This is a genomic window from Kangiella sp. HZ709 (assembly GCF_009674675.1).
Taxonomy (GTDB): Bacteria; Pseudomonadota; Gammaproteobacteria; order Enterobacterales; family Kangiellaceae; genus Kangiella.
The window spans coordinates 790130-809807 of record NZ_WKJC01000001.1 but is presented as its reverse complement, the minus strand read 5'-3'; the positions used below and the strand labels follow the sequence as shown (position 1 = coordinate 809807).

At 38.9% G+C, this 19678-nt stretch carries 19 protein-coding genes and 1 riboswitch; of the genes, 10 read left to right on the top strand and 9 right to left on the bottom strand.

What is annotated here, in order from left to right; all coding sequences use genetic code 11:
* The first annotated feature begins 103 nt into the window (after positions 1-103).
* On the top strand, positions 104-1066 hold the full coding sequence (locus tag GJS41_RS03620; RefSeq protein ID WP_154245949.1) for an adenosylmethionine decarboxylase: 963 nt from the start codon (positions 104-106) through the stop codon (positions 1064-1066).
* Positions 1056-1913: a polyamine aminopropyltransferase gene (speE, locus tag GJS41_RS03615; RefSeq protein ID WP_154245948.1), complete on the top strand. Its 858-nt coding sequence runs from the start codon at positions 1056-1058 to the stop codon at positions 1911-1913. Before GJS41_RS03620 ends, speE begins: the two co-directional genes overlap by 11 nt.
* Positions 1914-2067: 154 nt before the next feature.
* Here the strand turns inward: speE and GJS41_RS03610 are convergent, their stop codons facing one another.
* Positions 2068-3321 carry an HD-GYP domain-containing protein gene (locus GJS41_RS03610; protein ID WP_154245947.1) on the bottom strand — a complete coding sequence of 418 codons (1254 nt, stop codon included), beginning with the start codon at positions 3319-3321 and terminating at the stop codon, positions 2068-2070.
* 79 nt (positions 3322-3400) lie between these two features.
* Entirely contained in the window at positions 3401-5617 is a 2217-nt protein-coding gene (locus GJS41_RS03605) for a thiamine pyrophosphate-dependent enzyme (protein ID WP_154245946.1), read from the bottom strand.
* Positions 5618-5796: 179 nt separating this feature from the next.
* Between GJS41_RS03605 and GJS41_RS03600 the strand changes: the two genes are divergently transcribed.
* From GJS41_RS03600 to GJS41_RS03590, 3 genes are all read left to right on the top strand, one after another.
* Positions 5797-6765 carry a PLP-dependent cysteine synthase family protein gene (locus GJS41_RS03600; RefSeq protein WP_154245945.1) on the top strand — a complete coding sequence of 323 codons (969 nt, stop codon included), beginning with the start codon at positions 5797-5799 and terminating at the stop codon, positions 6763-6765.
* 19 nt (positions 6766-6784) lie between these two features.
* The gene (locus GJS41_RS03595; RefSeq protein WP_154245944.1) at positions 6785-7060 is read left to right on the top strand and encodes a hypothetical protein; all 276 of its coding nucleotides are present in this window, start codon (positions 6785-6787) and stop codon (positions 7058-7060) included.
* A 273-nt stretch (positions 7061-7333) separates the two neighbouring features.
* Entirely contained in the window at positions 7334-8395 is a 1062-nt protein-coding gene (locus GJS41_RS03590) for a hemolysin family protein (protein WP_154245943.1), read from the top strand.
* A gap of 18 nt (positions 8396-8413) precedes the next feature.
* Here the strand turns inward: GJS41_RS03590 and GJS41_RS03585 are convergent, their stop codons facing one another.
* The 4 genes from GJS41_RS03585 to GJS41_RS03570 form a co-directional block, all read right to left on the bottom strand.
* Positions 8414-9310, bottom strand: coding sequence for a spermidine synthase (locus tag GJS41_RS03585; protein WP_154245942.1), 897 nt, complete (start codon positions 9308-9310; stop codon positions 8414-8416).
* A complete protein-coding gene (locus tag GJS41_RS03580) occupies positions 9303-9923 on the bottom strand; it encodes a fused MFS/spermidine synthase (protein WP_154245941.1) in 621 nt (206 codons plus the stop codon). The genes GJS41_RS03585 and GJS41_RS03580 overlap by 8 nt, the downstream gene beginning before the upstream one ends.
* Positions 9924-10012: 89 nt before the next feature.
* Positions 10013-10867 carry a M48 family metalloprotease gene (locus GJS41_RS03575; protein WP_154245940.1) on the bottom strand — a complete coding sequence of 285 codons (855 nt, stop codon included), beginning with the start codon at positions 10865-10867 and terminating at the stop codon, positions 10013-10015.
* A gap of 43 nt (positions 10868-10910) precedes the next feature.
* Positions 10911-11453 carry a hypothetical protein gene (locus tag GJS41_RS03570; RefSeq protein WP_154245939.1) on the bottom strand — a complete coding sequence of 181 codons (543 nt, stop codon included), beginning with the start codon at positions 11451-11453 and terminating at the stop codon, positions 10911-10913.
* A 199-nt stretch (positions 11454-11652) separates the two neighbouring features.
* Between GJS41_RS03570 and sodB the strand changes: the two genes are divergently transcribed.
* Positions 11653-12234 (top strand): superoxide dismutase [Fe], encoded by a 582-nt coding sequence (sodB, locus tag GJS41_RS03565; protein WP_154245938.1) that lies wholly within the window; start codon positions 11653-11655, stop codon positions 12232-12234.
* A gap of 350 nt (positions 12235-12584) precedes the next feature.
* Positions 12585-12685: riboswitch (cyclic di-GMP riboswitch) on the top strand.
* Positions 12686-12764: 79 nt separating this feature from the next.
* Positions 12765-13199 carry a hypothetical protein gene (locus GJS41_RS03560; protein WP_154245937.1) on the top strand — a complete coding sequence of 145 codons (435 nt, stop codon included), beginning with the start codon at positions 12765-12767 and terminating at the stop codon, positions 13197-13199.
* A gap of 32 nt (positions 13200-13231) precedes the next feature.
* Here the strand turns inward: GJS41_RS03560 and GJS41_RS03555 are convergent, their stop codons facing one another.
* Positions 13232-13666 (bottom strand): potassium channel family protein, encoded by a 435-nt coding sequence (locus GJS41_RS03555; RefSeq protein ID WP_154245936.1) that lies wholly within the window; start codon positions 13664-13666, stop codon positions 13232-13234.
* Positions 13667-13850: 184 nt separating this feature from the next.
* On the opposite strand from GJS41_RS03555, the gene GJS41_RS03550 reads away from it, so the two are divergent.
* Positions 13851-15203: a DUF2157 domain-containing protein gene (locus GJS41_RS03550; protein WP_154245935.1), complete on the top strand. Its 1353-nt coding sequence runs from the start codon at positions 13851-13853 to the stop codon at positions 15201-15203.
* Positions 15196-15804, top strand: coding sequence for a GDYXXLXY domain-containing protein (locus GJS41_RS03545; protein ID WP_154245934.1), 609 nt, complete (start codon positions 15196-15198; stop codon positions 15802-15804). The genes GJS41_RS03550 and GJS41_RS03545 overlap by 8 nt, the downstream gene beginning before the upstream one ends.
* Here the strand turns inward: GJS41_RS03545 and GJS41_RS03540 are convergent.
* Positions 15797-17146: an amidohydrolase family protein gene (locus GJS41_RS03540; RefSeq protein ID WP_154245933.1), complete on the bottom strand. Its 1350-nt coding sequence runs from the start codon at positions 17144-17146 to the stop codon at positions 15797-15799. The two genes, GJS41_RS03545 and GJS41_RS03540, sit on opposite strands and share 8 nt — an antisense overlap.
* A 146-nt stretch (positions 17147-17292) precedes the next feature.
* On the opposite strand from GJS41_RS03540, the gene GJS41_RS03535 reads away from it, so the two are divergent.
* The gene (locus GJS41_RS03535; RefSeq protein WP_154245932.1) at positions 17293-18096 is read left to right on the top strand and encodes an SDR family NAD(P)-dependent oxidoreductase; all 804 of its coding nucleotides are present in this window, start codon (positions 17293-17295) and stop codon (positions 18094-18096) included.
* 107 nt (positions 18097-18203) lie between these two features.
* Here GJS41_RS03535 and GJS41_RS03530 read toward each other — a convergent pair whose 3' ends face one another.
* Positions 18204-19505 carry a ribonucleotide-diphosphate reductase subunit beta gene (locus GJS41_RS03530; RefSeq protein ID WP_154245931.1) on the bottom strand — a complete coding sequence of 434 codons (1302 nt, stop codon included), beginning with the start codon at positions 19503-19505 and terminating at the stop codon, positions 18204-18206.
* Between the last annotated feature and the right edge of the window lie 173 nt (positions 19506-19678).

Here is a 19678-nt window from a genome sequence, read left to right as displayed (position 1 = left end):
ATGAATTGGCGACATTATTATTCGGTAGTAAAATAGCGCGACTTATACAATCTAATTGTAACTATAAATTAGGATACTTGGGCTTAACGAAGAGGACACCCTATTGTTTTTTGAAGGCTCAGAAAAGAAAGCTGAAATTATCATAGATGCACAGCAATTATCACTGCTGCAAGATTTCAATGATGACTTCTGGTCAAAAATGGTAGAGCAGTGCCAGGCAAAAATATTGTCTTCTGTTGTGAATCAATCGTGTCGCGCTTTTTTGCTATCCGAGTCCAGCTTATTTGTTTGGCAGGATAGGCTGGTAATACTGACTTGTGGCAATACACGGTTAGTCAATGCGGTTGAATATTTTGTAAAGCAGGTTCCTGCGGCTGCTATTTTGCAGGTGATCTATCAAAGGAAAAATGAATACTTTGCTTATGCCCAACCCACTAATTTTATAGATGACGTTAAGCAACTGAAACGCTACACCGATGGCAAAGCTTATCGTTTTGGCGAAATGTATTCCCACCATAATTATTTGTTTCACTCGCTGCATCCTTATCAAGCCGCTAAGGACGATATTACTTATGAGCTATTGGCGTATCAGATCAGTGAAGATGCGTCAGAGCATTTAACCCGGGAAGGATTAGATGTCGCTGAAATCCGCGAATATTTTCAGTTTGATAAGTGGTTACAAGGATTCGAGCTTGATGACTTTGCATTTGAACCTTTTGGATATTCTTTAAATGCAATTAAAGATGATGACTATTTAACCATTCATGTTACCCCTCAAGCACACTCAAGTTATGTGAGCTTCGAATCGAGCTTGAACTTGATCGAATTAGCGCCAACTATTTTGCAAATTCTAAATCCGGTATCATTTGATATAGTGACATTTAATGAAATGAAATTTGCAGCCTCTACTGAAAAGTTTTTACCAAAGCACTATATCTTAAAGGACCGAGTAGAGTCTGATTTGGACAACGGATATAAAGTTAATTTTGCCAATTACTTAAAACCACAAAATGAAGTTAGACAACCCCGACGTTTGGATTTGAAAGGAGAAAATTATGAACTCTGATTTATGGGTAGAAGAGAAATTCAAGGATTTTCTTGGATTACGCTTAAAAGTAGAGAAGGTTCTTTTCTCAGGTAAAAGTGAATTTCAGACCGTAGACGTTGTTGAGACTAAAGGCCATGGCAAGATGCTGCTTAATGATGGTTTGATAATGGTGACCGAGCGTGATGAGTTTGCATATCATGACATGATCACCCATGTTCCTATGTTTGTTCACCCAAGCCCCAAGAATGTTTTAGTGATTGGTGGCGGCGATGGTGGCACGGCTCGTGAAGTGTTACGCCATACTTCGGTGGAAAAGTGCACCATGGTCGAAATTGATGGGATGGTGGTTGATGCTTGTCGTGAATATATACCGCAAACTTCTAAAGATTTAGACCATCCTAAGATGAATTTAATCATCGGTGATGGGGTAGAGTTCGTAAAAAATACCAATGAAAAGTTTGATGTGATCATTGTTGACTCTACTGATCCGATAGGGCCTGCACAGCCTTTGTTTGGTGAAGATTTTTATAAAGATATTTATGCGTGTTTAAGCGATAACGGTATTGTGGTATCACAAGGCGAGTCATCTTGGTACGCCATGGATATTCAGCAATCGTTACTGAAAGTCTTAAATCAAGTTTTCCCGGCTTGCTATCTTTATAGCTTTTCTAACCTGACTTATCCTGGCGGATTATGGAGCTTTACTTTTGCCAGTAAAAAGTATCATCCAATTAATGATTTTGAATCAAAAAGGGTAGAAGAGTCAGGTTTGGAGTTTGATTATTATAATAAAGAACTTCATTCAGCAGCCTTTGCTTTACCTAGCTTTGCTAAAAAGGGTCTCAAGGGGCTAATCAAAAATTAATTTCTATTATGCTGTTAATAGAATATTTTAGCGGCCAATAGCTATATTTAAATATTCGGCGCTCTCAAAATAATAAAATTGTATAAATGTTGTATTGAAATGTGATGGGCAAGGGACTTGAGCATGCTATGCATGCTTTGACAGCGAGAGGTTTCTAATGCATTTCTTTAATAATAATTCCTAGATCTAAACTTATTTCTTCGTCAGTTAAAGGTTTCTTAATCTTATAAATTTGATTGCTTTCATCATAGTTATCAAGAGTAAGGTCTATCACTTTGGGCTTTCTTAAAATTCCATGCTCATCAATAATTAACTCTACTTTGGGTTGTAATTTATGATCAGGATTAGCTGATAATACGATCGCAGTTTCTCCATTAGTCATTTCAACTAAACTTCCAGGAGGATAAACACCAATCATCCTGATAAATTGCTTTACTAATTCTTGGTCAAAATGGATTGCGCGTTCTTTGTAAATAATGTTTAAAGCTTGATGAGGGGTGTAGGCAGCGCGGTAACTTCTAGTGCTTGTGACGGCATCATAGCAATCAATTATTGAGATTATCTTCGATAAGAAATGGATCTTATCTTCAGACAAGTTATTAGGATAACCATTACCATCAACTCGCTCATGATGTTCAATAGCAGCTCTACAAACTAAGTCATCAATGCCTCCTTGCTCTTTTAAATAGAGGTAACCTAACCTAGTATGTTCTTTCATGAGTTTATACTCGGTCTCATTGAGCGGACCAGGTTTATTGATAAGTTCATTAGGAATTTTCATTTTTCCCACGTCGTGTAACATCCCGCATAAACCGAGCGTAGCTATTTGGCTTTTGGGCAAATCCAAGAAATGACCAAATGCAATAGCTAATACGCATACCCTTAAGCAGTGCTCTGCGGTGTATGCATCTTGCTTTTTAATTCTACTAAGCCAAAACATAGCATTAGGATTAGCAAAAATGCTTTTTATACATTTATTAACAATGGTTTTTGATTGTTTTATGTCGATAACATTGTCGCTTTTGACGGATTCCATCATTTGAGCGATGAAATCTTTTGCTTCCTCATAGGTTTCTTTAGCTCTGGGGTACTCTGCTTGTAATTTTTTGGCTTCTGGATGAATAGGTTCAGCATCAGTTGGAGGGTATATGTGCTTAATGGTATCCCAGTAATCTTCTTCGAGTTCAATATAAATAAATTTACAGTGCTGTCTAAGAATTTCTGCATCGGTTTCTGAGTTAAGAGTAAACTCTTGAAATGAAACGGGGACCTCTTTCCAAGGCTTATCTAGTTTGGCTACATTCATACCAAGACTAATAAATTCACTCGGAATTTTTACTCTAACAAAACGTGTTCCCTTATCGTAGGTTGATTTCCCTGTTTTTGAATTGACTAGTTCTATGTCCATTCCCCCAAAAAAAGCTAAATTTTAGTTTAGGCAATTTAAGATAAAACAGCAATGCAAATATGACTTGTTGATTGTAAAATTATTTTTTCAGTTCGAGTGCAGCGCTAACAATATCGTCTTTGCTAGGCAGCACGTACTCCCAAGATGTGCCGATTGGTATAAAGGTATCGTGGCCTGTTATACGTTTTATTTGTGGCGGTTTATCTAAATTTTCAATTAAGCCAGTAATTAATTCTTCTGATAGCGATCCCGTTTTGCGGCACTCATCCACAATCAATATTTTTTTGTACTTGGTGGCTTCTTTGGCAATGGCTTGATGATTAAGCGGTGCTAGCCAACGTAAGTCCATTACGGCAACATCAGTTTTATGCTTGTCTGCTAGAATCTTTTGCGCTTGTTGTGATAAATAATGACCATTGCCATAAGTAATAATTAAGGTTTCTTTTGATTGATTGGCTGCAGGTTTTAAACCAAACTCGCCAAACTCGATAGTTTCACTCGGATGTGGATATTCGCATAACCAAGCATTGTCACCCGCTTCATGTAAGTCTTTAGCATGGTATAAAGCAATGGGTTCTAAAAAGACCACTACACGTTTTTGTTCGTCAGCAAGGCGTACAGCTTCACGCATCATTTTCGCGGCATCTAAACCGTTGGACGGGCAAGCGAGGATAAGACCTGGAATTTCGCGCAAGAATCCAAAGCTATTATCGTTATGGAAGTGTCCGCCAAAGCCTTTTTGATAAGCAAGGCCAGCAATTCTAATAACCATTGGATTAGTGAATTGATTATTAGAAAAATAGGATAAGGTTGCTGCTTCGCCGCGAATTTGATCCTCAGCATTATGCGTATAGGCTAAGAATTGTATTTCTGGAATGGGCAGATAACCCAGGTGAGCTGCACCAATCGCTGTTCCTAAAATACTGGTTTCATCGAGCAACGTATCAAAAACACGGGCTTCGCCAAATCGCTTTTGCAAATTAGTGGAGACTGAGTAAACGCCACCTTTTTTTCCCACATCTTCACCAAACATAATGGTATTTTGATATTGTTCCATTAAATCGGTGAGGGCGTAATTGATTAATTGCGCCATGCTGCGTGGCTTATCTAAGAATTTAAACTGGCGACCGATATCAAATAACTCTTGGCGTTTGGTGATTTTAGCAATTGGAGGTTTTTCTTGAGCGGGTCGCTCAGGAGCAACTGCCGAGCATACTTCCTCAGCTGTTGATAGCTTCGGTAGTTCGATCGCTTGCTTGGCGGTTGCTTCAACTTTATCACGAGTTTGTTCATATAAATCTAAAATTTCGCCCACTGATAAATAGCCAGATTCAATACAAATTCTCGCTGAGTGAAGTAAAGGATCTTGTGCCTCGTCTTGTTCGATTTTGTCCATTGAATGATACATGGATTCGGTATCATTACCGGCATGTCCCATTAAGCGGACCGTTTTTAGATGTAAGAATACCGGGCGGCGCTCGATACGGGCTATCTCTTCGGCTTCTTGTGCTGCCAGATAGGCGTCAGGAAGGTGCAGACCATTGGCTTGAATGTATTCTATAGACTGGCGGTTTTTTACATTATTTTCGACCCAATTATCGGGGGTGGAAACCGAAATACCGATACCATTATCTTCGCAAATAAAGACCAATGGCAGCGGCTCACCTTTATAGGCTAGATATTGCGCTGTGTTAAAGGCTGACTGTGAAGTGGCGTGATTGAAACTCGCATCACCAAAATTACACAAGATAACGCTATCGCTTGGTATCTCGGCACCAAAATCATTCCGCTCAGCTCTACCTAGTGACCAAGCGGCCCCCATTGCTTTCGGTAAGTGTGAGGCGATAGTAGATGTTTGCGGGGGCACGAATAATTCTTTGCTACCAAAGACTTTATGCCTGCCTTGTGAAATAGGATCGGCTTTAGCAGCAACTAATGACAAGATTTGATCGCGAATAGGATCGATGTTCGGCAAGTGACGCGAGCGCTGAACCATTAAAGCGCCAGAACGATAATGCAAGAAAGCCATATCAGTATGACGAAAAACTTTACCTAATACTGCATTGCCTTCATGCCCGCTAGAGCCGATGGTATAAAAGCCGATACCTTGATCTTTAAGTTTGCGAGCACGCAGGTCCAAATGACGACTAATTAGCTGTGATTCGAAAAGCTCCACAAATTCTTTAGGGGATAACTGAGTTACGGCTGCTGATATATTGCTTAGCTTGGCTGGGAACTTAGAAGTTTTTACTGCAATTTGGAAATTTTCGTCAATGACACTGGCGCGATCTAACATTGTTATTCTGAGCTTTATTGGCCTTTTAAAAGTGCGCCTAGTATGCGGTAACCCATAGGATAAGTCACTTGCCTAAAGACTGGTTGGAGCAGATCTTTTTGCTCCAATTTTATGGGCTTTGTGGTAAAGTAGCGCCCAACGAAATATCCCAATTTGAAAGGCTTAGCACCGCAATTCATATGAATACTTTTGATAACGTTTTAGAGATGATTGGCAACACGCCAATGGTAGAGTTTAAAAAAATGGACACTGGCGTTTGTCAGTTGTTTGGCAAGCTTGAATCGCAAAACCCAGGCGGCTCTATTAAAGATAGAATTGCCGTTAGCATGATCGACGCCGCTGAAAAAGCGGGCGATATCAAAGCAGGCGATACGCTAATCGAAGCCACCGCTGGCAATACTGGCCTAGGCTTAGCTTTGGTTGCGGCGCAAAAAGGCTACAAACTAAAAATCGTCTTGCCCGACAAAATGTCTAAAGAGAAAGCTTATAACTTGAAAGCATTGGGTGCCGAAGTGATTTGGACGCGCTCAGATGTGATGAAAGGTCATCCAGAGTATTATCAAGATATGGCTGAACGCTTGGCAAAAGAAAATGACTGGTATTACATCAATCAGTTTGCCAACCCAGCAAATTTTGCCGCACATTACAAAACCACAGGCCCTGAAATTTGGCAGCAAACTGCTGGCAAAATCGACGCTATGGTTGTAGGTGTTGGTTCCGGCGGAACGGTAACCGGCTTAGGTCGTTATTTAAAAGAGCAAAACCCTGACATGGAGATGGTTTTGGCCGATCCAGAGGGCTCAATTCTAGCGCACTATCATGAAACTGGAGAAATGGTTGAAGCTGGCTCATGGCTAGTGGAAGGTATTGGCGAAGACTTTATTCCTGATATTTGTGATATGAAACTATTCGATAAAGCCTATTATGTCTCTGATAAAGAAGCCTTAATGGTGGCGCGTGAATTGATGACCAAAGAAGCCATCATGGGCGGTTCTTCCAGCGGAACCTTGCTAGCTGCAGCATTAAAGTATTGCCGTGAACAAACCGAGCCGAAACGAGTAGTTACGTTAATTTGTGATACTGGTAATCGTTATTTATCAAAAATGTATAACGATGAATGGATGAAAGAACAAGGTTTCCTAGATTAAAACAAAGGATTGGATTCTTATGAGTTATGAACAACCAAAAATTTCTCCGTTAAAAATGATCCTAAATGTTTTAGGGATGATACTCATCATGTTTGCCGCTTACGAAATGTATAGTCTTCATGAAACGGGTAAAGCTGCGTTAATTAACCTGATTAACTGGCCTTATTATCCTTGGGTTATGATTGTAGCTGGAATTGCTATGATGGTCCCTTTTCATAAGCAGCTGTTTCAGGCTTATAAGTTAGTGAAGCAGCAGCAGAAAGAGTGGGAAGAGAAGAATAAGCCTAAGTTTTAACTGATAAAATTGCTTACTTCTTCTTATGCTTTGTTGTAGCAGTAATTTAAAGCTGTTGATTTGCTTTAGTAAAATCGAATTTTAAATTATCGCTACGCCTCACTTAGAAATAAATAATCATATTTTATCTTCTATTAATCAAACTCCCAGAGTTCTGTTTGAATTAGGTCTATTGCCTTCATCTATAAGAAATGAGGGTAATAGTAGTTTTTATTATGTGCATGCTTTATATATAATCAATTAATCTTTTGATATCAAATTAATAGCGGCGTAATGAGCGACGTATACCTTTTAATTATCTTTATTGTACTTTCTATCGGGGTTTCCTTTGTTTGCTCGATTGCTGAGGCGGTGCTGTTAAGTATCAGTCCTGGCTATATTGAGCATCATAAGCAGGAGCATCCAAAGCAGGCTGCTCTGTTGGCTAAAGTACGAATGGAGAATATCGATCAGTCTTTAGCTGCGATCTTAACCTTAAATACTATTGCCCATACGGTCGGTGCGATTGTAGCGGGTGCGAAGGCTACCCAAGTGTTTGGAAGCGCTTGGATCGGTGCTTTTTCGGCAGCCATGACATTAGCGATTTTAATTTTATCGGAAATAATTCCTAAAACCATTGGTGCGGTTTTCTGGAAAAATCTGGCGCCGACAGTGTCTGTGTTTATTCATTGGATCATAAAATTGCTTTATCCACTAATATGGATTTCAGAAAAAATCACTCGATTTATTGCTAAAGATAAGGAAGTGCCATTATTTAATCGTGATGAATTTGTCGCTATGGCCGATGTTGGCGAAGAGGCCGGTGATCTAGAAGAATATGAATTAAAAGTGATTAAAAATTTATTTCAATTTGAGTCGCTAACCGCTGAAGCTGTTATGACCCCTCGAACCGTAATATCCGGTATTCCGGAAAATTCCAGCATCGGCGAAGCTTATCAGATCGCACTTAAAGCCCCTTTTTCAAGGTTCCCAATTTACGATTCAGACATCGATCAAATCAATGGATTTGTCCTAAAAGATGATATCTATCGAATGAAGAGTGAAGGTCATCAAGACACTTTGGTTTCCGATATTAAGCGGGATTTTGAAGTGATTTATGCCAATAAAAACCTAGCTGAACTCTTAAAGAATATGATTGAACAAAAACATCATATGGCACTAGTGGTTGATGAATACGGTGCAACCAAAGGTTTAGTAACTCTAGAAGATATAGTAGAAACCTTGTTAGGAGTTGAGATTATGGATGAGGTTGACCGTGTGGCGGATATGCAACAGCTTGCGAAAATCAAATGGAAAATGCGCGCTAAGCACAAGGGAATAAACATCGAAGAATAAGAGGCGTCACGCCTCTTATTAATCTTTTAATAAATTAGCAGGTGAAAATTGGTCGGTTAATATTTTTGCCTTGGTATTCCAGTTTACATCTTTAGACATTGCATCGTATAAAGCAAAAGCATCAACCCCATAGTAATTGAGTTCGCCTTTCATTTGATTCACTTTAGGAAGCAAGTCTTTCTTTTCTGGCAGGCCATTTTTATTCACGATAATCACGCGATTCGTTTTACCTTCATGCAGCATGATCTGGTACATTTCACCAAATACAGAATGGTAGGTCGCAGACTCGTGATCGAATAATTTACTGCTACTAAAAGTATTTGCCATAATGATACCGTCATCAGTGACCAGCTGTTTGACCTCTTCAAGATATTCTTTGGTCATCATATGCTCGGGGATATAATCACTATTAAAAGCATCCAATAGAATTAAGTCATATTTTAAACCTTTTTTGATAGCTCTTTTTACAAAAACGCGGCCATCACGCACGTGAGTTTCTTTATTAGCGGCTGAGTCGTCATAGCCAAAGTGCTTCTTGGCCATTTCCGCAACCACTTCATCAATTTCTACTGAAGTAATATGAGCTTGAGGGTAAACTTCGGCGTAAGTATTGGCTAAGATTCCACCGCCTAGACCAACGATTAAGATATTTTTAGGGTTATCTAAAAAGTAAGTCACACCCATAGCTTGTTTGTAATAAGTGAAAACGAGTTTTTCTGGAGTATCTAAAAAAATACAGGATTGGCTTAAGTCATTTTTATTTTTCTTCCTAAAACGCAAGCAACGCATTCCATGTTCTTCTACTACATAGACGTTTTGATAGAGTGAACGCTTCTTTTCAATGGTTTTAGCTTGAACGCCATTTGCTGCAAAAAATAAAATGATACTCGTTAGCAAAGATAGAATTTTAAGCATTGTGTTGTTCCTGCTGTTCAGAAATCAAATACCTGGGCCCAAAAAAAATAGCGCATATTCCGGCTAGAGAAAGAGCCACCACTACGCCGTATAAAATATGATCCAACTCAAAGTATTTCACAAAATAGAATGAGGTAGCAAGTGTACCTAGGGCGCTACCGAGAGTTGATACGAAATATAAGAAGCCTGCCGTTTGACCACTAGACTGAGTCGAAGAGACTAATAATCGCACTGAATAAGGCGCTATCATCCCTAAAATAGTGGTGGGGATAAAAAACATAATTACTGATGCTATTAAGGAACCGTATCTTGGATCTTCAATTAATTCAAATACCCAATCTGAAATAGCATCGTGCGCTAAAATTAATGGTAAAACGGTAAGTGCTGCGGCTAAGAATAATGAGCCGTATTTTTTAGTAGAGGGCTGTGATAGCGACCATTTGCCACCCAGTAGATAGCCAATAGATAGCGCTAGCATAAAGACAGTGATAATGCTGCCCCAGACGAAAACACTACCTCCAAAGTAAGGCGATAAAATTTTCCCACCTAGAAGTTCAACGGTCATAATGCAAAAGCCACTGATAAAAGCGCAAGTAAGTACTAGTAATTTCATGAAGAATTCTTTTTTATTTTGATTGCCAATAATCATAGGTGATTTGGCTGCGATTCACCAGTTTAGATTAGTCTAAGCAAAAGTTAGGGCTAAGGTGTTAGATTTTTAGGTAAACCTTGTGGGAATAATTGGTTGATGGCGGCTTCTATTTTTTCTATTCGATTTTCTGGATTTGGATGAGTACTAAAAAACTCAGGTCTCTTTTGACTCTGAGCAGCCTGGTTTAATATCCGCATAACGCCTTTTAATGCATGAGGGTTGTAACCCGCTTGAGCCATAAATTTTACCCCAATAGTATCAGACTGTAATTCATCATCACGTCCATATTTCATATTAATCATGTTACCGACCATAGAGGCCATTTGCCCCATGCCTTGGCTATCTGAACCGGTTAACACCGCTTGGATCAAGTTTTGGGTTAGTTGGGCTTTGGCAATTCGTTGCGCTGAATGCCGAGCCACCACATGGGCAATCTCATGGCTCATGACTCCAGCTAACTGACCTTCAGTTTCCAGCTGCCTAAAAAGTGCGTAGGTAATGAACATTTGACCACCAGGTAAAGCAAATGCATTGACTACATTAGGGTCTGCCAAAAGGTGGCATTCAAACCGCCATTGAGTTTCACGAGCTTGGCTTTGCTCAATAATCCTCATACAAACGGAGTCGAGAAATTCTTGTAAGCGGGGATCTTGATGTAAACCGCCATGTTTAGCAGCCATCTGATTGACTGCCTGTAGTCCCATGGCAATTTCTTGACTGGTGGTCATCGACAAATACTGTTTTTCGCCAGTCACCGGGTTGTATTTGTGTGAGGAACAATAAGATAGCAGTCCAAAAACACCAATGGCCAAAGCAATCAAAAGACGCATTTTTCCCGCGCCTCGAAAACCAGCATTTTTAAGTGGTAGTAATTTACGACCTAATCGTCGATTTCCTATCCGCATTTAATGTCCATATATAACAGTGCCACTTATTTATAATAACGCTCTAATAATTTAAAGACATTGAGCTATTGTAGTCCTTTGGGTCTTCCCACTGTTCTATTTCTAGAGATTCATAGAAAAAGCCTGCCATGCCTCCTAAGAGCATATTAAACAACATAAATACCGGACCTTCTAAGAAGTACATCCAGTTAAAGAAATAAGTCATACTGTATATATTGATGAAGTAATAAGCTAGGCCGACTAAGGCGCCCCCAGTGATACCGACTAGAATTCCAAAACGATGAAAAATTGATGCAATCACAGTACTCAGAACTAAAGCGATAGCTAAATGACTAATGATAGCTGTAAAGAATAAAACAACCGAAAAGTCAGACGGAACCGTTATTACTTGAGCTCCTAAAAGCATAGCAGACCAATACTGAATAATGTTGTTGGTATCGATACCAAGTAAGCCAGGTAAAGCAAAAAATAAAATGGGTAGCGATAAGGCGGCTGTAGTGATTCCTGACCATAGGACCGCAGACCAATCGACCAATAGTTTAGTCGGCTCCGAAGTTATATTTTGATGTGTTGATAATAAGCTCATAATCCTTGACCTCTTATTCACTGTTTTAATAATATGATCCTACCAGTTAATTAGGTTAATTATTAGACACTTAACACAAGTTTACGATCTGCTAGTACTGATTATTGGAACAATAAACCCTATTGGGTCCGCATGGGGTTCGTGCTAGAATTTGTTTTTTTAGATTAGCGTTATTTATCATTTAGGATAGGAGCAAACCATGGCATTTGAATTACCAGCATTGCCTTACTCGCGAGATGCTTTAGCACCGCATATTTCAGAAGAAACCATTAATTTTCACTATGGCAAACACCATAATGCTTACGTAGTGAATTTAAACAATTTGATCGACGGCACTGATATGGCTGACATGTCATTGGAAGAAATTATTCGCACGTCAGAAGGTGGTGTTTTTAATAATGCTGCACAAGTTTGGAATCATACGTTCTACTGGCACTCGCTTAGCCCGAACGGTGGTGGTGAGCCTTCAGGTACTTTAGCGGAAGCTATTAATGCTGCCTTTGGTTCTTTTGCTGACTTTAAACAAAAATTTACTGCAAGTGCTATTGGTAACTTTGGTTCTGGTTGGACTTGGTTATGCAAGAATGCTGCTGGCGATTTAGAGATTGTGAATACCAGCAATGCTGCAACACCATTAACAGAAGCGGGCATGACTCCGTTATTAACGGTTGATGTTTGGGAGCATGCTTATTACGTAGATTACCGTAATGCTCGCCCAGAATACTTAAACCATTTCTGGGAGCTGGTTAACTGGGAATTTGCTTCTGCAAATCTTGGTTAATAGCTTTACTACCCAAAAGCCTCGTTATGCGAGGCTTTTTTATGTCTAAAATCATCTCAATGTATTTAACTCCCTTATAAATACCCTCAAGCGACTGCTAAGCACCAACAGTGATGACAAAAATTGACACTAAATATCCATAATTGTCTTCAATCAGTGGATTTAGATGTGTTTTCAACACAGAGCGAACAGGATAAAAAGAGAAATATTTACCACCAAATAAAAAAAATAGTTATAAAATACAATGATATAGGGTTCTATAACGGTAGCAAATCTTGAGTCGTCATATTTTTTTGTGACACGGTTATCAAAATCTTTGAGAATTATATTATTCTTATAGCCAGCAAGTTTAGACGAAAGGGCAAATCAAGCGAAAGCTTTTGACGCAAAGTTACCGATCTAAGGGTTAACTGAGAAAGTTAAGTAAACCTATGATGGCAGGACCACCGAATCTAATCACAGTAATAAGGTTCAATATTTCTAAACTTGTCTTAATTCAGCGTACTTAAATAATGGACTGGAGAAACAAGATGTTTTTAGTGATACAAAACAGTGCTTTAAAAAGTTTTGCAGGACGGTTAAAAGCTTTAAAGGCGAATTACCCTTTAAAAGTGAATACTATGGCTGCTCTGGATGGTTGCGAGCTTTATTACCTTGATGTTGATATTCATGAGGACGATCTGTCTTCTTTTGCTGAAGATGCTCGATTTGGATTTGGCGAGGATTTTAAAGTAGAACGCTTATCCAATGAACCTAGCTACGATTATCAAACTGAACATTATATCGAAGTTGAGGCAGGTGATGGTGCAGAAGAGAGACTACTGGAAGTGCGTAAATTGTTTGCCGACAAAAGTATCAGTTATCGTGCACTTGAGTTTATCAATGGTGCGGTTAGCTCAGCTAAGATAAGAGCTTACGCTAACAGCATAAGTGAAAGAGAAGTGATCGCTGAAACGATCGCTTAATTAAATCAATAATCTTTGTCCGTTTTCTTTTGCTAATTCTTATTCCAATTAGTTTCCATTTTTAAATATAAAAAGGAAGCGCTCCAGGCAATTAAAACTAGTCCTACTAAAGCTTCTGTGCCAGCCATAAATCGAATCGGCCCAGCTGGAACTAAATCTCCATAACCAAGGCTACTGTAGGAGATAAAAGAAAAATAGACCGAGTCCATAAAGCTTTGAAAAACTTCACCTTGTGGTGACACTAGTGAATTTTTCTCTATGTTATTGACTAACAGGTAATAACTTAAACCAAACAGCCATACTTCTATGGTATGGGCTATTAGCACCCAAATAGAGCCTGCAGCAACCTTAATTCGTCCCTGTATATTCATTAGTTGACATAGGTTATCAAAACGATACAAAGCTTCGTAATGTATAACCACGCATACAAAAATTAATAAGATGGTGATGAATAATATTAGCAGCATAAATTACAGTTAAGGAACTTAGTAAGAATTGACTGGTTACTAATATAACTTGAATTGACTTAAAGAACTAATTGCTTTCTATATTTTTAGTTCAACTTTTATTTAAGGCCTGTCCTGGCTAGCTTTAAAGTTTTTCAATTTATGCTATGGTCAATTTATTCAAACAATAACCCATTTATGATGTATGGATAAGCGCAAAATAATTTCTGTTAAAAAATCTCGTTGGCTACAGAGCGAACTTGTTGATTGGTCATCACAAGGTCTTATTAGTCAGCAACAAAGTGATGAGATTCAAGCTTATTATCGGATAGAGCAAAGTCAAGACAGTACCAGCAATACTTCATGGACTACGGGTATTTTGGTGGCTTTGGGTGCCTTGTTAATTGGTGGCGGGGTTATTATGTTATTTGCGCATAATTGGGAAGTTCTAGGCAAAGCTGCTCGAACCTTCTTATCCTTTTTACCCTTAGTAATAGCGCAATCACTTTGCTTGTATACTTATCGCCAACGTTTTACTTCTGTGGCTTGGCGAGAGGCGTCGGCCGGCTTAACCTTTATGGCTATCGCCGCTAGCATTAGTTTGATAGGGCAAACTTATCACATTTATGGTGACTTGGAGCGATTTGTTATTACTTGGTTCGCCTTAGGTTTGCCATTGGCTTATTTGATGCGTTCAAATTTAGTTCTTATCTTATTGACCGCCTTAGTGGTTTGGTTATGCACTTTTCAAGGCGATCCCTATTGGCTACTATTTATTGCTTTTGTGCCATTATGGATTGATTTTTATCATAATCAGCGTAACGGCACTTTTTATTGGAGCACTTGGTTGGCCACCTTCGGTTTCGCTTTATCAATAATGCTGAGTGCAGTATATCGTGACTCTCCATTGAGCTTGTATCCCATCATATCTTTATTACTAATGGCTGTAGCTTTTTATGGGCTCGGCAAATCTATTTTTGGATTAACAGAGATGGGGTTTTGGCGAAATCCATTAGCCAGCACTGGTGCATTAGGCATCGGTTCTTTTAGCTTAATCTTAAGCTATGGTGACTCTTGGGTATGGGGCTACAGTAGACTTGATCTTGCTTACGGTTTTAGTTTTTATTTGGATGCATTGCTAATTTTTGTAGCCTTCGGCATTATCACGTGGGTACTAATTAGGTATTGGTCACGCTTATACTGGTATCAACGGTTACTAATGTTAGTAAGCATCTCGGCGGTCTTTGCCATTCTTCATTTTGCTCAGAGTTATTCAAGTTACAGTCTTCTTATTATTGCTATGAACCTGTTTATACTCTGTACCTCGACTTTAATCATCATTCGCGCGGTCGAACTCAATAGAGCCTTACTGTTGAATGCTGGTTTGATATGGATGTCCTGTCTGATCTTAATTCGTTTCTTTGATAGTGATATTGGAATACTCATTAAAGCTTTTGCTTTTATTTTAATTGGTAGCGGTTTTATAGCAGTTAATATTTGGTTTAGTCGTCAGCATAATAAATCTACACTACAAAATTCGGAGATGGCTAATGACTAATATTATAAAAAAACTATATCAAAAGAATGTGTGGTTACCTTTAGTCTTGTTGGTTTTTGCGATTCAACTGTTAGTTCCTGGCTATATGATTTTTGAGCAGCAGCAAACTTTGCAATATGGCGAACTATATAAATTCAAAGTGCGGCCAATTGATCCTTATGATCCTTTTCGCGGTCGTTATGTCGTTCTTAGCTTCGAAGCTGAACAGAATCACATTCCGCTAATTGAGCAAGATAAAGACAATTATAATTATAAACGCCATGCTTGGGTTTATGCCAACCTCTCAAGAAACGAAAAAGGCTATGCAGTTTTCGATTCGGTGACAATTAAAAAACCTGAAGGTAATAATTACATAAGAGTTAAATCAGGATACTATTCGGTCAATAAAAAGTTACGAGTACATATTCCTTTTGATCGTTATTATGCGCCGGAACACAAGGCACTAGCGATCGAAGCGAACGTACAACGCCGCTCAAGAAATAATGATGATGAAGTTTATGTAGCAGTAAAGATCAGAAATGGTAAAGGCACCATTGAAGATCTCTTTATCAATGATACCCCTATCTTAGAGTTTGTGGAGCTCGAGCAAGAGTCTAATTAGAAGGCCGTTTAAGATAGTTCTTTAAGTATCTATCAATACTATCTTGGTTAATCCAAATACCCTTATGAAGAACGCCTTGAATAGTCTTGGTGTTCTTTATATCAGTTAAAGGATTCTTACTTAAAACAACAATGTCCGCTCTTTTGCCGACTTCTAATGTTCCTGCTTTATCAGATTCGTTAAAGAATTTAGCTGCATTAACGGTGCCTGTTCGCAATGCTTGAAAAGGCGATAGACCACTCCTTACCATGAGTTCCAATTCTCGATGAATGGAAAAACCTGGCACATTAAAAATTTGTGGTGCATCAGATCCTAATAAAATTTTGCCATTATTTTTTTGAATCGCCTTTAACAATTCTGCACGATACTTTAAAAAACCTTGCTTGATTTCTTTGGGTGCGTTGAATCCTTTCTTTGCATTTTTCCAGCTATTAACAAGACTCGCTGATACGTATTTCATTTCATCTCTGTCTGCAAGCTCTTCGGCAGTTATTTCGTTAGCCAGATTGTCCATTAAAGTTTCCGTTGGCACTAACCATGAATTAGACTCAGAAAAAAAATGAGCGAAGTGTTTAATCTTACTTTTATCGATATAAGGAACAAAGTTGATCCCAAAGAACTGCTGCGGATCTTGTTGTTTGTCTGCATGAATATCCGCAAAAAGAGGCCGGAAGAATTGATCCAAATGATCAATAGTCGCTTGTCGTTTGGCAAATGTGAGCTCTAAACCAACATCATCAGAAACGTGACCTCCAAACGGTATATTGAATTTATTAGCTTCATCAGCGATAGCGATGAACTCTTCTTTGCTAAGGCCGGGATGTAATTTTAGAAAGTCATAGCCAGCTTTGGCTTGTTGTTGCACCATTTTTTTTGCCTGTTTAACAGAGATTATCGAGTTACCATTCAAAGATGGTCCTGAGGTGATTAATCGAGGTCCAGCAGTTTTTCCTTGCGCCAATTCTTTTCGCAGTACTAGATGGGATGGGTCTCCCAACATCCCTCTAATAGTGGTTATACCATTAATTAAGTATAAATAAAGATAGTGATTTCGGGTCTCGAGATCTTTATCACCTGGAACATGGGCGTGCATTTCAGATAACCCGGGCATTAAAAACTTATCCGTGGCATCAATAATAAAGGTATCTTCTCCAACTGAGATATGTCCCGTTTTTTGGATAGAGCTAATAACGCCATCAATAACAAGTAAATCTTGCTTTTCATCAACAGCTTCAGACTTCATGCTGACAATATTCGAATTTTTAAATAATATGCTTTCAGCAAAGAGTTCAGGGTTAAATAAGCTTAAACAAAAAACCAAAGTCGATAATAGAAGCCTCATAACGTTACTCCTGATAATGGGGATGTCTCAGTCTAATCCTAAGTTAGGATGGTTACACTTATAAGTTGTAACAAATTTCGACTAAGTGCCTAAACGCAAAGAAAACATTTGTTATAGTTAGAGAATTAAATAAAAGGATATTACAAATGCAAAAAATAATTCTAATAACCGGTGCTACAGATGGTATAGGATTTGAGACGGCTAAATTATTAGTTAAAACCGAACACCGAATTATCATACATGGCCGTAGTGAAGATAAACTCAATCAGGTTAGGCAAGAACTTTTGACGGTCGAACCGAAGTCATCGGTCGATACCTGTTTGTGCGATTTATCTGATATTCAACAGGTGTATGATTTTGCCAGTAGAATTAAAAGTCAGTATGACTCAGTAGATATTTTAATAAACAATGCTGGTATTTTAAAAACAAAGAATACTCTTACCAAAGAGCGAATTGATATCCGCTTTATGGTTAATACTTTAGCGCCTTATATTTTAACAAAACAATTACTTCCGGTTATGCCAAATGATGGCCGTGTAATTAATCTCTCTTCAGCAGCACAAGCGCGGGTCGATTTAAAAGCTTTAATGGGTGAAGGGGAGTTGACGGATATAGATGCATATGCGCAAAGTAAGCTAGCAATAACCAGTTGGTCTAATTTTATGGCAAAGAACCTTGTCAATGGTCCTTCAATAATTGCAGTAAACCCAGGTTCGTTGCTTGGCAGTAAAATGGTCAAAGAAGGTTTTGGGGTCAGCGGCTCAAACTTAAGTATTGGTGCAGATATTCTTTATCGAGCTGCTTTGTCCGAAGAGTTTGCAGATGCGACAGGGAAATATTATGACAATGACTCTAAACAATTTTCAACGCCTCATACCGATTCATTGGAGGAAGCAAAACAACAACAGTTGATTACTAAAATGGAAGAGTTATTTACTAAACTATCTTAGTTTCTAACCCATAAAAGCTACGTCTATAAAAACGGCCAACTTTTTGCGAAGTTGGCCGTCTTGTTTTTGCTATCGTTTATTTAACCGTTCTTATTGTCGTTATGCGGTTAGTCCCAAGATAGCGCTCCCCCTGTTTGATACTCGATAACACGAGTCTCAAAGAAGTTTTTCTCTTTCTTTAAATCCATGATTTCACTCATCCAAGGGAAAGGATTAGAAACCCCATGGAATTGCTCAGGTAGGCCTAACTGCGCTAGACGACGGTTACAGATGAACTGCAAGTACTCTTCCATCATGCTGGCGTTCATGCCTAACACGCCGCGAGGCATAGTGTCACGAGCATATTCGATTTCTAACTCAGTACCTTCAAGAATCATTTGCGTAACTTCTTGTTGGAACTCTTCAGTCCAAAGATGTGGGTTTTCCAATTTAATTTGGTTAATCACATCAACACCAAAGTTTAAGTGCATCGATTCATCGCGTAAGATGTATTGGAATTGCTCAGCGACACCAGTCATTTTATTGCGACGCCCCATAGAAAGAATTTGGGTGAAACCGCAATAGAAGAAAACGCCTTCGGTTACGCAGTAGAAGCCGATTAAGTTTCTTAATAATTCTTGATCAGATTCGGTAGTACCTGTTTGGAACGAAGGGTTTGAAATACCTTTAGTATGCTCAATACTCCAAGCCGCTTTTTTAGCGATGCTTGGTACTTCACGATACATATTAAAGACTTCAGCTTCATCCATACCTAATGACTCAACACAATATTGATAAGCATGAGTATGGATCGCTTCTTCAAACGCTTGACGTAAAATGTATTGACGACATTCTGGGTTAGTTATCAAGCGATAAATCGCTAGTACTAGGTTATTGGCAACCAATGAATCTGCAGTGGAGAAATAACCCAAAGAGCGCATCACGATACGGCGCTCATCTTCAGACAAACCATTTGGATCTTTCCAAGTGGCAACGTCTTTTGTCATATTAACTTCTTGTGGCATCCAGTGGTTAGCGCAACCATCTAAATATTTTTGCCATGCCCAGTCGTATTTAAATGGTACTAGCTGGTTTAAGTCTGCGCGCGAGTTGATCATTTTTTTATCATCAACTTGCACACGTGCCGCACCCATTTCTAGTTCTTCTAAACCTGCCGCTACATCAAGCTTCTCCAAACCGGCTTTGGCACGTTCACTTGGGTTGGCAATATTAGAATAATCAGCTTTAGGTTCACTGACCTGAGGAGCTGCTGGTATGGTCGCCGTAGGCGCAGGAGCCTGTTGTGGAGCAACAGCCTCTGCTTGCGCAACTGTATTGCTGGTTGCTTCTGAAGCTGCTGGCGCTGCTTGTGGCGCAGGCTTGGTTGTTTCAGCAGTTTCTTCTTTATTATAGTCATCCCAGTTGAACATAGTTACCTCATAAATTGTTCGTAAGATTGTTCCATTTAAAAAGCGGAGAGAGATTCAATAAACCCTCTCAAATTTATTGTGGTCCTTTATATTAAAGAACCATCTCCCCGAACTTTTCGTTGTCACTTTATGTCATGGCGTTTGTTTGACTAATTACTAGTCACGCCTCTTCT

Excerpts from the sequence above, each read along its gene's own strand:
- GJS41_RS03575 (WP_154245940.1), bottom strand. The coding sequence starts at position 10,867 with ATGCGGATAGGAAATCGACGATTAGGTCGTAAATTACTACCACTTAAA.
- GJS41_RS03545 (WP_154245934.1), top strand. The coding sequence starts at position 15,196 with ATGACTAATATTATAAAAAAACTATATCAAAAGAATGTGTGGTTACCT.
- GJS41_RS03590 (WP_154245943.1), top strand. The coding sequence starts at position 7,334 with ATGAGCGACGTATACCTTTTAATTATCTTTATTGTACTTTCTATCGGG.
- sodB (WP_154245938.1), top strand. The coding sequence starts at position 11,653 with ATGGCATTTGAATTACCAGCATTGCCTTACTCGCGAGATGCTTTAGCA.
- GJS41_RS03560 (WP_154245937.1), top strand. The coding sequence starts at position 12,765 with ATGTTTTTAGTGATACAAAACAGTGCTTTAAAAAGTTTTGCAGGACGG.
- GJS41_RS03580 (WP_154245941.1), bottom strand. The coding sequence starts at position 9,923 with ATGAAATTACTAGTACTTACTTGCGCTTTTATCAGTGGCTTTTGCATT.
- GJS41_RS03540 (WP_154245933.1), bottom strand. The coding sequence starts at position 17,146 with ATGAGGCTTCTATTATCGACTTTGGTTTTTTGTTTAAGCTTATTTAAC.
- GJS41_RS03605 (WP_154245946.1), bottom strand. The coding sequence starts at position 5,617 with ATGTTAGATCGCGCCAGTGTCATTGACGAAAATTTCCAAATTGCAGTA.
- GJS41_RS03600 (WP_154245945.1), top strand. The coding sequence starts at position 5,797 with ATGAATACTTTTGATAACGTTTTAGAGATGATTGGCAACACGCCAATG.
- GJS41_RS03610 (WP_154245947.1), bottom strand. The coding sequence starts at position 3,321 with ATGGACATAGAACTAGTCAATTCAAAAACAGGGAAATCAACCTACGAT.
- GJS41_RS03595 (WP_154245944.1), top strand. The coding sequence starts at position 6,785 with ATGAGTTATGAACAACCAAAAATTTCTCCGTTAAAAATGATCCTAAAT.
- GJS41_RS03585 (WP_154245942.1), bottom strand. The coding sequence starts at position 9,310 with ATGCTTAAAATTCTATCTTTGCTAACGAGTATCATTTTATTTTTTGCA.
- GJS41_RS03555 (WP_154245936.1), bottom strand. The coding sequence starts at position 13,666 with ATGCTGCTAATATTATTCATCACCATCTTATTAATTTTTGTATGCGTG.
- GJS41_RS03570 (WP_154245939.1), bottom strand. The coding sequence starts at position 11,453 with ATGAGCTTATTATCAACACATCAAAATATAACTTCGGAGCCGACTAAA.
- GJS41_RS03535 (WP_154245932.1), top strand. The coding sequence starts at position 17,293 with ATGCAAAAAATAATTCTAATAACCGGTGCTACAGATGGTATAGGATTT.
- speE (WP_154245948.1), top strand. The coding sequence starts at position 1,056 with ATGAACTCTGATTTATGGGTAGAAGAGAAATTCAAGGATTTTCTTGGA.
- GJS41_RS03530 (WP_154245931.1), bottom strand. The coding sequence starts at position 19,505 with ATGTTCAACTGGGATGACTATAATAAAGAAGAAACTGCTGAAACAACC.
- GJS41_RS03550 (WP_154245935.1), top strand. The coding sequence starts at position 13,851 with ATGGATAAGCGCAAAATAATTTCTGTTAAAAAATCTCGTTGGCTACAG.